This is a genomic window from Gilliamella sp. ESL0250 (genome assembly GCF_013345045.1).
GTDB lineage: Bacteria > Pseudomonadota > Gammaproteobacteria > Enterobacterales > Orbaceae > Gilliamella > Gilliamella apicola_H.
Genome location: NZ_JAAEDV010000004.1, coordinates 13,655 through 28,227 on the forward strand (window position 1 = coordinate 13,655; position 14,573 = coordinate 28,227).

Annotated in this window: 12 protein-coding genes and 2 pseudogenes; 5 read left to right on the forward strand and 9 right to left on the reverse strand. The window is 34.7% G+C overall.

The features are described 5' to 3' along the window. Window positions 1-15 precede the first annotated feature (15 nt). The 8 genes and pseudogenes from murF to GYY69_RS04525 form a co-directional block, all read right to left on the reverse strand. The gene (gene murF, locus GYY69_RS04490; RefSeq protein ID WP_174796605.1) at window positions 16-1,371 is read right to left on the reverse strand and encodes a UDP-N-acetylmuramoyl-tripeptide--D-alanyl-D-alanine ligase; all 1,356 of its coding nucleotides are present in this window, start codon (window positions 1,369-1,371) and stop codon (window positions 16-18) included. Next, window positions 1,368-2,918: a UDP-N-acetylmuramoyl-L-alanyl-D-glutamate--2,6-diaminopimelate ligase gene (gene murE / locus GYY69_RS04495; RefSeq protein WP_174796606.1), complete on the reverse strand. Its 1,551-nt coding sequence runs from the start codon at window positions 2,916-2,918 to the stop codon at window positions 1,368-1,370. Before murE ends, murF begins: the two co-directional genes overlap by 4 nt. A 12-nt stretch (window positions 2,919-2,930) precedes the next feature. Next, entirely contained in the window at window positions 2,931-4,709 is a 1,779-nt protein-coding gene (gene ftsI, locus GYY69_RS04500; RefSeq protein WP_174796607.1) for a peptidoglycan glycosyltransferase FtsI, read from the reverse strand. Then, window positions 4,709-5,092, reverse strand: a complete 384-nt coding sequence (ftsL, locus tag GYY69_RS04505; RefSeq protein ID WP_174796608.1) for a cell division protein FtsL — start codon at window positions 5,090-5,092, stop codon at window positions 4,709-4,711. The genes ftsI and ftsL overlap by 1 nt, the downstream gene beginning before the upstream one ends. Beyond that, window positions 5,085-6,020, reverse strand: coding sequence for a 16S rRNA (cytosine(1402)-N(4))-methyltransferase RsmH (rsmH, locus tag GYY69_RS04510; protein ID WP_174796609.1), 936 nt, complete (start codon window positions 6,018-6,020; stop codon window positions 5,085-5,087). The genes ftsL and rsmH overlap by 8 nt, the downstream gene beginning before the upstream one ends. Before the next feature lie 16 nt (window positions 6,021-6,036). After that, entirely contained in the window at window positions 6,037-6,483 is a 447-nt protein-coding gene (gene mraZ / locus GYY69_RS04515; RefSeq protein ID WP_174796610.1) for a division/cell wall cluster transcriptional repressor MraZ, read from the reverse strand. A 416-nt stretch (window positions 6,484-6,899) separates the two neighbouring features. Next, window positions 6,900-7,662 (reverse strand): annotated as a pseudogene (locus GYY69_RS04520) (IS5 family transposase). A 115-nt stretch (window positions 7,663-7,777) separates the two neighbouring features. Further along, window positions 7,778-8,599 (reverse strand): AraC family transcriptional regulator, encoded by an 822-nt coding sequence (locus GYY69_RS04525; RefSeq protein WP_174796611.1) that lies wholly within the window; start codon window positions 8,597-8,599, stop codon window positions 7,778-7,780. 236 nt (window positions 8,600-8,835) lie between these two features. On the opposite strand from GYY69_RS04525, the gene GYY69_RS04530 reads away from it, so the two are divergent. The 5 genes and pseudogenes from GYY69_RS04530 (at window position 8,836) to GYY69_RS12830 (ending at window position 13,763) form a co-directional block, all read left to right on the forward strand. Then, window positions 8,836-9,474: a tRNA-dependent cyclodipeptide synthase gene (locus GYY69_RS04530; protein WP_174796612.1), complete on the forward strand. Its 639-nt coding sequence runs from the start codon at window positions 8,836-8,838 to the stop codon at window positions 9,472-9,474. Between the two features lie 23 nt (window positions 9,475-9,497). Next, on the forward strand, window positions 9,498-10,298 hold the full coding sequence (locus tag GYY69_RS04535; RefSeq protein WP_174796613.1) for a cytochrome P450: 801 nt from the start codon (window positions 9,498-9,500) through the stop codon (window positions 10,296-10,298). A gap of 1 nt (window position 10,299) precedes the next feature. Then, window positions 10,300-11,664: an MFS transporter gene (locus GYY69_RS04540; RefSeq protein ID WP_174796614.1), complete on the forward strand. Its 1,365-nt coding sequence runs from the start codon at window positions 10,300-10,302 to the stop codon at window positions 11,662-11,664. Between the two features lie 774 nt (window positions 11,665-12,438). Then, a pseudogene (locus GYY69_RS04550) lies at window positions 12,439-13,454 on the forward strand (IS3 family transposase); the annotation flags it as partial. Window positions 13,455-13,628: 174 nt separating this feature from the next. Then, window positions 13,629-13,763, forward strand: a complete 135-nt coding sequence (locus tag GYY69_RS12830; RefSeq protein WP_255458426.1) for a hypothetical protein — start codon at window positions 13,629-13,631, stop codon at window positions 13,761-13,763. A 99-nt stretch (window positions 13,764-13,862) separates the two neighbouring features. On the opposite strand, the gene pgl is transcribed toward GYY69_RS12830, so the two are convergent. Beyond that, window positions 13,863-14,561: a 6-phosphogluconolactonase gene (pgl, locus tag GYY69_RS04555; RefSeq protein WP_174796617.1), complete on the reverse strand. Its 699-nt coding sequence runs from the start codon at window positions 14,559-14,561 to the stop codon at window positions 13,863-13,865. Window positions 14,562-14,573 lie beyond the last annotated feature (12 nt).

A 14,573-nucleotide genomic window follows, 5' to 3' on the forward strand; every position in this document is an offset into this window, starting at 1 on the left:
TTTAATCCTAACTCACTATTGTTCAATTTGAATTTTTTCGATGATTTCTTCCATTTTGGCACTACGTGAACCTTTAACTAGCATAGTTAAAGTTGGATATTGACGTAATAACGTTAACAGAAAATTCACAGCATCTGGTTTATTGTTAAAATGGTGACCCACACCACTATACTGACTAATAAATTGACTTAATTTACCGACACTCACAACACAGTCAAGTTTTTCATCATGAGCAAACTCACCAATTTGTCGATGATATTTTTCAGCTTCAACCCCTAATTCTCCCATATCACCAACAACCAATACTCGATATCCTGCTTGTTTTGCCAAGGTTTTCACTGCCGCCGACATTGAACCAACATTAGCATTATAAGTATCATCCCAAATTAATTGGGTTTGATTTAATTTTATTGGAAATAACCGACCTTTTACTGGTTTTAAAGTAGCTAAACCTTGCTGAATCTGACTAAAGGTTGCACCAACAGAGATCGCTAAAGCTGATGCCGCAATAGCATTTGCAACATTATGTTGTCCAACTAGCGGTAATACAATTGCGCATTCACCTTTTGGGGTATGTAATGTAAATGTCGTTTGTTGAGCATATTGAATATTACTCGCATAAAAATTGGCTGATGAGTTGGCCAACGAAAATGTCCAAACTGTTTTATTTGTTAGCTGAGCAAACCATTTATCTGAGCAACTATCTAAATTAATAATAGCAATACCATCATTAGGTAATCCTTGAAAGATTTCACCTTTAGCTTTTGCCACACCTTCAAGCGAACCAAACCCTTCGATGTGTGCTTCAGCAATATTATTAATTAAAGTACTTTGCGGTTGAACAAGATTAGTAGTATAGGCAATTTCACCAATATGATTAGCACCTAGTTCTATTACTGCAAATTGGTCTTGCTTGGTTAAGCGCAGAAGTGTTAATGGCACACCGATGTCATTATTGAAATTACCTTGAGTATAAAGAGTCTGACCGCAATTTTGCAAAATGGCTGCTGTCATTTCTTTAACTGATGTTTTACCTGATGAGCCTGTCAGTGCCACAATCTTGGCTGTACTTTTTTGGCGGACAAAATTCGCAATTTCCCCTAAAGCTAAGCGAGTATCTTTGACAACAATCTGCGGTATTGCTTTATCAATTTTATGATCGACAATCACAGCTATAGCACCGTATTTGATAGAAAGCTCAGCAAAAGCATGCCCATCAAAATTATCACCAACAAGTGCAATAAACAACGATTGTTTAACGATTTTTCGTGAATCAGTACAAATAGAATCAATCACAACACTTTCATCTGGAATATGATAAGATTTACCATTCACTATTTTTTTTATTTGCTCAATTTCTAATGGAATCATGGTTGATTCTCTACTCCTAAAAGCTTTTTAACTGTTTCTTGATCTGAATAGTGATATTTAGTTTTACCCACTATTTGATAATCCTCATGCCCTTTACCTGCAATTAAAATTACATCATTAGGTTTAGCTTGTTTTAACGTTTGTGTAATGGCTTGCACCCTATCGGTAATTATGTATAGGTTGTCGGTATGATGTAAACCTTGCTGAATATCCTCAATAATTTTCATTTCATCTTCAGTACGTGGATTGTCATTAGTCAAAACAATTTTATCGGCAAACTGTTCTGCTATTGCAGCCATTAAAGGTCTTTTACCGCTATCCCTATCACCACCACAACCAAAAATCACCCATAAAGTTCCTTTACAATGAATTCGACTTGCTTGTAATGCTTTTTGTAATGCATCAGGAGTATGCGCATAATCGACAATGACCGTTGGACTATTTTTAATATGCAATACTTCCATTCGTCCACAAATAGGTTTCAAAAAAGAAGCCATATTAATTACCGCAAAAAATGGAAAGTCCAATGTTAAAAGCGTGGCTATAGCTAATAATAGATTTGAAACATTAAATTCACCTAATAATCGACTATGAATAATGGCATTTCCCCAACTTGACTCCATATGAATTTGGGCACCTTTATCATGATAATCAATCATAGAAACCCCAACATAAGGTATATTTAATGCTTTTAATCGGCGCAATGACTTAGGTTGACATGATACTGCTGTCACTTGAGAAAGTTTTTCAATCCAACGTTTACCATATTTGTCATCATAATTAATAATCGATTTACCAGCAGTTAAAACTTTTTTTTCTTTTTCATCAGAAGTAAATAATGACCATTTTGCTTTAGCATATTTACTCATGGTTTTATGGTAATCAAGATGATCACGACTTAAATTGGTAAATACGGTAGCTACGCAATTTAGCCCTTTAACGCGATCCATTGCAAGACCATGAGAAGAAATCTCCATGGCCACAACTTTGACCTGTTTTTTTACAAAATCAGCTAATAATGTTTGCACATCTATTGCCGAAGCTGTCGTATTAGCTGATGGCTCAATTTGATTATAAATTCCGTTACCAATAGTGCCTAAAATAGCTGTTTTGTCATTAAGTAATGTTGTACATTGCGCAATGAGTTGGGTAACTGTTGTTTTTCCATTAGTCCCAGTTACACCAATAACCGACAATTTTTTCGATGGTGAATGATAAAACTCATTGGCGATTAATGATAAACGTTGCGAAAGTTGAAAAACACTGATTTGTGGGATGACCGGTTTATTATCTTTTTTTAGATAGTCAATTTTTAGATCATTCGATTTTCTTTTTGTTTCAATCAAGATAACAGCTGCACCTGCTGAAATGGCTTGAGGAATAAATGTTCGCCCATCAACGGTATGCCCCTTGATTGCAACAAAAACATCATTTTTTTTCACTTTACGACTATCAATACGCAAATGATTAAGTGGGAAATCGTTTAATTTTAGATTACAACTTCCACCTAATAATTCAAATAATGTTTTAAATGAGCTTGTAGCCATCATTTCCACCTATTAATAAATAATCATTTGGCCATCAACTTGGCGATCTGGTTTTACATTCATCGTTCTAAGCACGCCGCCCATAATTCGGCTAAAAACAGGAGCAGAAACCGACCCGCCATAATATTGACCTGCTTTTGGATTATCAATCACAACGACAAGGGAATATTTTGGCTCTGTTGCAGGCGCAATACCTGCGGTATACGCTAAATATTGATTAACATATCGCCCACCCGATAATTTTTTTGCTGTTCCTGTTTTAACACCAACACTGTAACCAGGAACCGATGCTTTGGTTCCTCCACCAGTAACAGCCACCGCTTCCATTAATTGAACTACTGTTTTAGCCTCTTTTTCAGCAACTACACGTTGACCTTTTACCGGTTCTGTGACTTTTAAAATTGATACCGGTCGATAAATTCCATAACTACCGATGGTCGCATAAGCTCTTGCTAGTTGTAACGGTGTAACACTTAACCCATACCCAAATGCAAATGTCGCTCGTTCAATATCAGCCCATTTTCTGGTTCTATCAGCTGCAATTGAGCCACTAACCTCACCACCTAAACCTAACCCCGTTGGTTGACCAAGTCCAAAGCGGCTATAGAACTCTACAAGATCGCCCTGCTGCATTTGTAAAGCTAATTTACTTACTCCAACATTACTTGATTTTTCCAAGATACCAGCCAAATTGAGTGCTTTTTGATATGACACGTCCTTAATTTCATAGCGATTAACATAAAATGGTCTAGTGTCAATAATAGTATTTAAATTAGCTATTTTCTTTTCTAAAGCTGCCATTACCACTAAAGGTTTAACCGTAGAACCAGGCTCAAATGCATCAGTGACAGCTCTATTTCTCAATAAATTATAATCAATTGATGAACGATTATTAGGATTATAAGATGGACTAGTTGCCATTGCTAAAATCTCACCGGTATGTACATCAATCAATACCGCTGTTCCACTGTCTGCTTTATTAAATTCAACTGCTTGACTAAGTTCGCTATACACCAATGATTGTAAACGTTCATCGATACTTAGTGTTAAGTCTGATGCTGTTTCGCTTTCTGTACGCTCTAATTCTTCAATGACACGACCTACTCGGTCACGTCGCACTACTCTCTGCCCAGATTCACCAATTAACCATTTATTAAAGCTTTTTTCGATACCCTCAGAACCTTTTTCGGTACCATTTTCATCAATATCTGTTAAACCAATTAATTGAGCTATATTTTCTGCCGCTGGGTAATAACGTTTAGATGTTTTCGCAAATGATATTCCCGGTAGTTTTAGTTTTTTTAAATAGTCAGATATTGTTGGCGTTACTTGCTTAGACAAATAAACAAATCGCATTGATGGATTACCCAATTTTTGCGCTAATGTCGACATTGGGATATTTAACGTTTTAGCTAACCCTTGCCACCTGATATCATCTGCTTTAACGCCTCCCTTTTTTACAACAATTTTAGGATCTGCCCAAACATCAAACATTGGCACACTTACTGCTAATGCACGACCGTTACGATCGGTGATCATTGCTCTTGGCGCATCCATTTCTTGGTGACGAAGCGAACGTTTATTACCTTCTGCAATAAGTTTATCGGGTTCAATAATTTGCAACAATGTCATTCGGACAATAAGGCAAATAATCGCAAAAATAATAAAACCGTATACAATATAAAAACGATTAGGAGTAAAATATTGCTTTTTACTATTCAACTTATTGGTTTTATTTGTTTTCGTCGTCTTTTTTGCTGTGTTTTTTTTATTTTTAGTGACGGATTTCATTATTTACTCTTTATCACAATAACTGTTTCATTTTGCGGCGTCACATAAGACATACCTAATTGATTCTTCGCTCTTTCTTCTACTCTCTTGGGATCTGCAAGGACATTTTCCTCAATAACTAAATTTCGCCATTCGCTTTCTAATACATCTTGTTCCAATAAAAGTTGCTCGCGTTCAAATAGCTGTTTACGAACCTGTTGCGTTGTTATTAATACAGCACCAGCAGAAATAATAATCATTACAAGTAACATCAATGAAATTTTTTGATGGCCAAACAAATCACCAATAATTAAACCAAATAAACTCCTACTTGGTCTTCTTTGAATATCTTTATCAATGTCGATTTTATCTGGAAAAGTCTCATTGTATTGGTTGCTATTCATCTTTCCTTTCTGCTACCCTTAATAGTGCGCTTCGAGAACGCGGGTTATTATTAATTTCAATAGTATTTGGCTTAATTTTGCCAAGAGATCTTAATTTAGCACCACCATATTGTTTTATTTGTTGTTCTGTTAGTGGTAATCGAGCGGGTAAATCCGGACCTTTACTCTGTTTATTAATAAATTGCTTTACAATTCTATCTTCTAGAGAATGAAAGCTAATAACAGCAAGCCTTCCATGGTTGGCAAGAATAGATAAACTACTGTTTAATACTTGCTCAACTTCTTCCAATTCGCTATTAATATAAATACGAATAGCCTGAAAACTACGTGTAGCTGGATGCTTATTTTTATCTTTTCTTGGTGTTGCTTTTTCAATTAAATTAGCCAACTCCAAAGTACGGGTGATCGGCAAAACTTTATTCTGCTCCACGATCGCTCGAGCAATACGCTTGGCAAACTTCTCTTCACCAAATGTCTTTAACACCCACGCGATATCGTCTTCATCACTGCTGAGTAACCATTCACTTGCTGTTAAACCTTTATGGTTATTCATACGCATATCAAGTGGTCCATCACGCATAAAAGAAAATCCCCTTTCGGGGTCATCAAGCTGTGGCGATGAAACACCAAAGTCTAACAAGATGCCATCAATCTTACCCATTAGTTCAAGTTTATCAATATATTGGTACATATTTGAAAACTCACCACGAATAAAAGTAAATCGAGGATCTGTTATCTGTAAAGCAACTTGCTCAGCACGCTCATCACGATCAATAGCAATCAACCGACCTTGTGTACCAAGTTGTTCAAGTATTAAACGAGAATGACCGCCTCGCCCAAAAGTACCATCAACATAAATGCCATCCTTTTTTATATTTAATGCGTTTACAGCTTCGTTTAATAAAACCGTTGTATGTTGATAATCCATCAATTTTTTACTCTTATTAAATAGTTAAACTTTTCAAATTATCTGATAAGTTTTCAATATCGGTTGGTAATGCAGCAATATCATCGTTAATTTGTTGATACCAAATCGCCTCATCCCAAATTTCAAATTTATTAGATTGACCAACAAACATTGTATTTTTTTCTAATTTTGCATAAGTACGTAACGTAGGTGGCAATAAAATTCGACCTGAGTTGTCCATCAAACACTCAGTTGCATAACCCAATAACAATCGCTTAATTCTACGTTCAGCTTCTACAATCGTTGATAATGTTGCAAGCTGTTGTTCGATACATTTCCATTCAGACAGAGAATAAAGCGTCAAACAAGAATGGTATAAACCAATTGTGCAAACCATACCTTCAGACAAAGATTCACGGTAACGAGTAGGAATTGCTAACCGTCCTTTATTATCTAAATTGACCGAAATTGCACCACTAAACATGAAAGTACCATTATTTATAAATTTCTTGTTAATTTTTATTTAATATAAATCATCAAGTTAATTAAATAATCTATTTTTACCACTAACCCCCACTTTTTACCACAAATTCTCACAAAATAATAGGTCGTTGGTTAATTATTTATAAAAGATTGGTTTTCTTCCTCAAAATGAACAAATATCACAAAAAATCATAGAGGGAAACATATTATAGTTAAAAAATTTAAAGGACAGTTTAAAACAACAATTGGTAAATTGTGCCTTAACCAATGCCTACCTTTTTATTGGCGAGTTAGCTAAACATTTTGGAGTAGGCGAAGCAACATTAGATGAGTGAATTAGCTAGTTTTTATGACACAAAAAATTATCTATATCAAAAAAATATTAGGGGCTGTTGATCTTTACTGTACATAAATTTCTCAACAATACATTGGCAGCCACATTAACATAAATGCCAGTGATACCATACTGGCATAATTCCTTTCTAACTTATCTTATCTAGTTGATATTGAACGATATTTCTTGATTCTAGCAAAGGCATTCTCGACTAAATGACGATAGCGATAAAGGCACCTATCCATACTGCTTTTATCTATATCCTTACCATAATTACGTTTAGCAATCACCGTTCGTCCGCCTTTTTGACGAACAAAGCACCGAAAAAGGCTCGCTGTCATAACCTTTATCGGCTATCACTGTATTCACTTCATCGAGCTTTTCAACTAGGTTTTCTGCATAAGTGATATCATGTCGTTGTCCTTCAGAAAGCTCAAAACAAATAGGCAAACCACCACTATCAACCGCAAGATGAATTTTAGTTGAATGACCACCACAGCTCTGACCTATTTGCTCGGAATGCTCTGTTGCAGCGCCTGTACTATGTTGATGAGCCCTGATAATCGAGCCATCTAGGAACACCCATTCAAAATCCGCTAGTTGTGATAAATGTTTGAAAATATCAACTAATATTCCTTTTTTAGACCACAAATTAAATCGTCTATAGACGGTGCTCCATTCACCAAACCCTTCTGGCAAATCTCGCCAAGGAATACCGGTTCTCATTCGGAAAAGGAGCCCTTCAAACGTCATCCGATGCTCGGATTTATTATAAACTCGGCCAGTATTTCTCATTATTTGTAGTAGCTTTTCCCACCGTTTATCTGTTAGCATTGTTCTTGGCATGATGAATCGAGTTAGGGTTGTTTTTTGCAGAATTATTATAACTCACATCATGCCGTCTAAAAAATAATCACGAAAGATCAACACGCCCTAATTTATCATTAATATAATTATCATTTTAAATGATAGTGTCATTAAAGTTTCTCCATGGGTGGTTATTTCTCATCGCTTTTTGATAGTTACCTGGAGTTACCCCGAAATTTCGACGGAAAATAGCAATAAAACCACTAATATTATCATAACCTAAATTTAAAGAAATTTCTGTGATAGGTCTGTCCGCAACAAGCAACTCTAAAGCTTTTAACATACGTAGTTTCTGTCGCCATTCTGTGAAATTAAATCCAGTTTCATTTGTAAATCGACGAGTTAATGAGCGTCGAGAAATCCCAGCCCAAACGCTCCATTCATTAATGTTTCTATCATCACTAGGATTATTAGACAAAGCTAAAGCAATTTTTAACAAACGAATATCTTTTGGCATTGGGAGTGCTATCTCAACTTGAGGGATTATACTAATCTCGTCGACAATCACTGCCATCAATCGCTTATGCTCGGGTTGCAATTCTGAATTATTCCATGTCATGGTTCGGGTAATTGCTTCACGCAATAGACTAGATAATTCTAGCATGCAGGGTTTATTCGGCAGATTATTACATTCGCTTTTTTGTATATAGATACTCCATCCGTGGAATGGCCCATGTGATCCGAGAAGAGAATGCTGTGTATCTGGAGGTATCCATATACCATGAGTTGCGGGTATTACCCATTGACTACTTTCCACTTCAATTGAAATTAAACCTTGTAATGTACCAGCTAGTTGTCCTCTCGAGTGATGATGAAGTTCTGTTACTTTCACTGATGGGGATTTGAGTGATGCCGATATAATCATAGGTTCGTTATCAGAAGAAGCGACCTCTGGAGAAATGAGTGAAATATTCATTTATATGGCCTATAAGTAATATTTTGTGGCTGGAATTAGTTAGTAATTTTTTGTTTTACTAACTATCCTAAATTAGCCCAACTTAATTCAAATAAAATAAATATAACTATATATATTAAAAATAAATTAGCAATAAATCATGAATGATTTAAAAAAAATATTATTTAATATAATTGATTGAAATAATTAATGTTATATATATTTTTAGTAGCTAGCTGTCTAGAAAGAGGTATAAAATGAAAGGAAAACATGTTTTATTTGGCATAAGCCCTTTTAATTCCAAATTTAATGAAAATTACATTAAAAATATGTTGGAGTGGGGGTTTGATAATTATGATCATGTAGATGTTTTACATCCACATGAAGAGGCTAAGTATCTTTTAATAGGGACTGGAGATAATGAGGTAAAAGCACGTAAAAAATCACGAAAAGAATTTTATCGAATTGAAAGGGCTATTAATAATTATTTATCAATGTCTGGTCATGATTTTTTTGCAAAAAGAATATTAAAATTTTCTGATTTTTATACTGACGAATTGTATAAAAAAAATGTAGAGATAATAAAAGAAGATTTTAAAAATAATGAGAATTTTCACTCATTATGTATAACTCAGTCATATAAAGCTATTTTGAATAAAAAAAACGCCATTAGTAAAACATCTGAAATAAAAGAACAGGATATTATTATTGCTACAGAATATATAATAAGAGAAATTCCTTTTATTATTTCCCCTTCTTTATTGTCATCTTCACTAACTAGTCTGCATATATCTTATTACTGTTCATGGCCAATAGCTGATTATGTTTATGCTGGAAAGTTAAGTATCAGCCCTAGTTCAGATACAAAAATTATTGTTAAAGATCATTCAATTTAATTATTAAGTAATATGGAGGTAATATGTTGACTATGAACAATCATTTTCCAGGAGTGTTGTCTGATGAATATGGACAAGATCCATACAAATATATTGATTTATTGGATAAAACGGAGAACGTTATTTATGACAAAACTTTAAATGCGCATTTAGCTATTAGTTATGATGCTGTTCTTAGCATACTTGAAAATTCAGTATTATTTTCAACAAAACCTTTATCTAAAAGAGCTGAGCCAGTAATGAGGGGAAAAGTTCTGGCTCAGATGGAAGGTAATGGACATAAAATAAAAAAGATCATGCTCTTACATCAGCTTACCGGTCGTGTGTTGAAAGATTATTATCACCCCAAACTGACAAATCTATATGATTCATTGTTAACAGAAATTATAACTAAGAACAAATTTGAATCTTATATTGATCTAGTTATCTCCAATGATTGCAGCACTAATAGTATCTTGCAGGAAAGCTTACGAATTACACCACCTGTTCATTTAATTCCACGCCAAGTCGAGGATGATAGTTGTGTTGAAGGTGTTAACTTAAAAAAAAGAGATTTAATATTTTCCTTAATACCATCAGCAAATAGAGATGAAAAATATTTTGAACATCCAAACACATTCAATCCACGAAGAGAATTTAAGGGACATCTTTCATATGGAGTGGAAATTCATGCTTGTATTGGTGCTCAATTTGCAAATATGCAATTAAATATCGCCCTTCAAAAATTAGTTTTAATACTTAAAAATTATAAAGAAATTACACCACCAACGTTCGGTGGAATATATACACAAGGCGCAACTCAATATAATCTGGAAAGAGTTTAATATGAAGCAATCGATTGACCTGACAACCTCAGAAAGAAAGTTAGTGTTTGCTATGACACTATCTAGTATATTGCCATTATTAGATAGCAGTATTGTTAATGTTATTTTACCCTCAATTTCGAATGACATTAATACCTCTTATGCTTATATGCAATGGGCTGTTACCATATATATGCTTGCTTGCGCAGCTGGCATATTACTATCACCTTATGTACATGAAAATTTTGGACTCAAGAAAGCATGGGTATGCTCAATTTTTGTCTTTCTTGTTGGTTCTATATTAGTTGGATTTTCGTATAATCTGGTTTCTTTAATCTTGTATAGATGTCTACAAGGTTTTGGTGCAGGAATTTTAATTCCTATTACTCAATCTACAATAGCAACTTATTTTGGTAAGGAAAGACTAAAGCCGGTTATGGCATTGATTGCTATTCCGTCAGTCTTTGCCCCTGCACTAGGGCCAATTTTTGGAGCAATCATATCAGAACAGTTAAATTGGAGAATAGCTTTTTTTATCAACATACCTTTAGTACTTATGGCTTTTTTATTTGGTAGAACGACAATGCCTGATAATAAAACGTCTAAATACAATATGAATATTTATGTATTAATGACATTTTTAATTGCTTTAATAATATTTTTCATCTCTATTAAAAATATCACTTCTGGGCATTTTTTTGATATTTTTAATATTATTATGCTAGTTTTAGGTATTAGTTTGATGCTGGTTTCGCTTATTATTAATAACAAGTCAGACAGTAAACTGATCGATTTAAGTTCATTTAGTTGTATTCAATATTCGTTCGCAATAATTATGGGATTTCTGACGTCACTTATCTTTTTTGGTTTCATGATTTTTTTTCCTTTAATACAAGCAATAAATGATAATATATCTATTACATATATTGGTATGTTGCTAGCTCTACAAGGTGTAGGTGCCTGGTTGGCTAGAAAATTTATTTATAAATCTCTAAGTGAGATAAATTCATTTCTAATTATTGGTGTAGGATTAATAATATCAGCAATAAGTATATTAATAATTCAAGTAGGTGGCAATGCCTTTGAAATTATCGGTTTTACTGTTCGAGGTTCCGGATTAGGCGTCGCCACGATTGCTGTTCTCTCTTCTCCATTTGAGTTCTGTGATAAAAATCAAATTAAGGACACGAGCGCTATCACGCGTGTTACACAGCAAATTGGTGGTGCATTTGGAGGCGTACTATCAGGAATATTAATCAACCTCACTCAACATCAAATAATTTCAATAAACTGCGCTTATCAGGCAATGTTTTTTGTGTCTCTGGCTTTTGGTTTTCTAGCGGTTATTGTCTATATTTTCTTTGGCCGAGTGAATACAAGGATTTAGCATACAAAAAAACGGAACATGTGAGTTCCGTTTTTTTCGCTTATTCAACGATACTGCTAAGCCACTTATTCAGTATTGAACAATTGAATGAACTATAAAGAGTCTCAACCGCTGACGCAGGTTTCAACTTGAATAAGGTATTTTTTCTGTTTAAACTAATTTTCTAAACCACTTACACAGTGTAACTGTATACTTTTCTTGCAGATATTCTTAGCGGTATGAAAAAGCATCAACTAAGAAGATTATCCCGTGACAAGACAACTAAGTAGTGAATTTAAAAGAGAATGTGCAGGATTAGGTCTGAATTCTATATTTTTGGCAGGAATACCTTGTAGATATCTGCTCAGAACATCATGTACTAACATTCGGGTTACCAAATATTGGTGTTTATACTTGTCAAAGTATAATTTTGCCACTGATCCAATTCCTGATGATTCAAAAATTGGACATAGTTGGTCAAAGCAAAATCGGGATTTATTTCCTCATCATAGGTAAACCAGATGTGTATTTCATTTTCTGCTATCTTCATAAAGCTTTCTACTTATTCTTTGGTTTCGTAAATACGGTTTAATTTGAAACTCCATTGACTGAACTAATCCAAGCTCATCTTTCAGGCAGCTTACTGAACTTTGATATCAAACTAGAGTTATCTGTACAGCAGGAAAGTTGCGCCTAGAATAGGGAAATGGCGATAAATAGTCTGTAACTATCCCCTAAAATAGTACAGCAAAAAAGTAGAAAATTCTCTATGATAAAAGTAAAGGGGATTTAATTATGAAAAAAATGACTGAACATCAGATTGTAGCTATTTTAAAAGAAGCTGAAGCCGGTATTCCTGTCAAGGAGCTCTGTCGTAAATATGGCATGGGTAATTCAACTTTCTATAAATGGCGGGAAAAATACGGCGGAATGGAAACTTCGGATATCAAACGCTTAAAGGGGCTGGAGGCCGAAAACCGCAAGCTTAAGCAGATGTTTGCCGAACTGAGCTTAAAATCCCAGCTTCAGGAAGAAATCATAAAAAAGCTTTAGTGCCCACAAAGGCACGTAAAACGTGGGCACAGCAACTACAACAAAATCATTCAGTTACTATTGCTATGAGTTGTGCCATTGTTGGCTTAAGCCGTTGTGCTTATTATTATCAACCTAAGTTACCGGATGATTCGGTGATTATTTCGATGTTGAATGCTATCACAGACCGGCATTTACGCTGGGGCTTTCCTAAATGCTTTAATCGCATCAGAAAGCTCAGCTATAAATGGAATCATAAACGGGTGTATCGGGTGTATTGTGAATTAAAGCTTAATCTCAGGGTAAAGCGTAAAAAACGCATTCCTTCACGATGCCCGGAAAGGTTATTAGTACCCAATAAACAAGGTGAATGTTGGTCAATGGATTTTATGAGTGACAGTAGTCGTAATCAGCGTCGCTTTAGGACATTCAATGTCATCGATGATTTTAATCGTGAGGCGCTAGGCATTGATATTGCAGTCAGCTTACCGGCAGGGAGAATTACCCGTTATTTAGATAAACTCGCCGAATATCATGGGTATCCATTAAAAATACGGGTCGATAATGGGCCAGAATTTACAGGAAAAACCTTTATAAACTGGACAAAGTTACATGGTATAAACATTGATTATATCCAGCCCGGTAGCCCATATCAAAATGGTTATATTGAACGATTTAATCGTACCTATCGTACTGAAGTACTCGATTTATATCTTTTTAACAACTTAGCGCAAGCAAGGAGAATAACCGAAGAATGGCTAACCAGTTATAACACCAAATGACCTCATGAAGCACTAAATAATATGACGCCGATTAAGTATAAAACACTAAAACAGGCAGCTTAATTTTCTACGTGAGTTGTGTACTAGGTTTGGGGTATTTACAAAACCACCCTATCAGATTACCCACCCGAGGTACAAAAGGCAATTTTAGATAATAGCCAAGAGTGGGGCGTGATTGATGACGAAACGGGTGAGCTTATCGACTATGGTCAATTTAAAAGACCCAAGAAAAAAGCCAGCCGAAAAAGAAAAACAAAAACAGCAAAACAAGCAGAAAAGCCCATAAAAGAGGATTCAGAGGATTAATTGGTAAGATCAAAGCACTGCTGATCCAGTGCTTTGGAAGCAAAATTTATTGTAAAAATTCATTACCGACGTAAGTTGGCAAACAAAACTGAAGAAAATTTAAGATGCAGTCCAAAACCCTGTGACATTCACTTTATTCTGCTGCAAAACAGCTCGAATAGGCATTTGATTAACATTATGATCTTTTTCGGCTTGTTCTAATACCTGCATTTTACTTTCACCAACTAAATGTAGATAGATATTTTTACTATTTAAAATAGTAGGTAACGTTAAAGTAATACGATCAAGTGGCGCTGTTAATGGTGTCATCCCGACAACTTTTCGACCTGATTTCATATCTAAACCGGCCGCTAAATTAGCTGCCCCTGGGAATAATGAAGCTGTATGTCCATCTTCGCCCATACCTAAAACAATTACATCAAATGGCATCGGAATTTTATCTAACATCTTGTCAGTCATTTCGGCGCCATCAAATGGATTATCACAACTGTTTTTTAAACCGACAAAATTAGCCAATTTTGCATTGTTTTGTAATAAATGCGTCATCACTAACTTTTCGTTACTGGCATCATCATTATCATCAACCCATCTATCATCAACTAATGTAATAAAAACTCGGCTCCATTCTATATTTTGTTGACTTAGTGATACAAATAATGGAATAGGTGTTTTCCCCCCCGAAACCGCAATAGAAGCATGTCCTTTTTGTACAATGGCCTGTTTTAATTCATTGACGATATGTGAGGTTAAATCTTCGATCAATAATTGACTATTTTGATATTTATTTAACGTAAACATAGTTATTTTTCC

Bases quoted from the DNA above. Each gene is read 5' to 3' on its own strand.
- murF (WP_174796605.1), bottom strand. From the start codon at position 1,371: ATGATTCCATTAGAAATTGAGCAAATAAAAAAAATAGTGAATGGTAAA.
- murE (WP_174796606.1), bottom strand. From the start codon at position 2,918: ATGGCTACAAGCTCATTTAAAACATTATTTGAATTATTAGGTGGAAGT.
- ftsI (WP_174796607.1), bottom strand. From the start codon at position 4,709: ATGAAATCCGTCACTAAAAATAAAAAAAACACAGCAAAAAAGACGACG.
- ftsL (WP_174796608.1), bottom strand. From the start codon at position 5,092: ATGAATAGCAACCAATACAATGAGACTTTTCCAGATAAAATCGACATT.
- rsmH (WP_174796609.1), bottom strand. From the start codon at position 6,020: ATGGATTATCAACATACAACGGTTTTATTAAACGAAGCTGTAAACGCA.
- mraZ (WP_174796610.1), bottom strand. From the start codon at position 6,483: ATGTTTAGTGGTGCAATTTCGGTCAATTTAGATAATAAAGGACGGTTA.
- GYY69_RS04525 (WP_174796611.1), bottom strand. From the start codon at position 8,599: ATGAATATTTCACTCATTTCTCCAGAGGTCGCTTCTTCTGATAACGAA.
- GYY69_RS04530 (WP_174796612.1), top strand. From the start codon at position 8,836: ATGAAAGGAAAACATGTTTTATTTGGCATAAGCCCTTTTAATTCCAAA.
- GYY69_RS04535 (WP_174796613.1), top strand. From the start codon at position 9,498: ATGTTGACTATGAACAATCATTTTCCAGGAGTGTTGTCTGATGAATAT.
- GYY69_RS04540 (WP_174796614.1), top strand. From the start codon at position 10,300: ATGAAGCAATCGATTGACCTGACAACCTCAGAAAGAAAGTTAGTGTTT.
- pgl (WP_174796617.1), bottom strand. From the start codon at position 14,561: ATGTTTACGTTAAATAAATATCAAAATAGTCAATTATTGATCGAAGAT.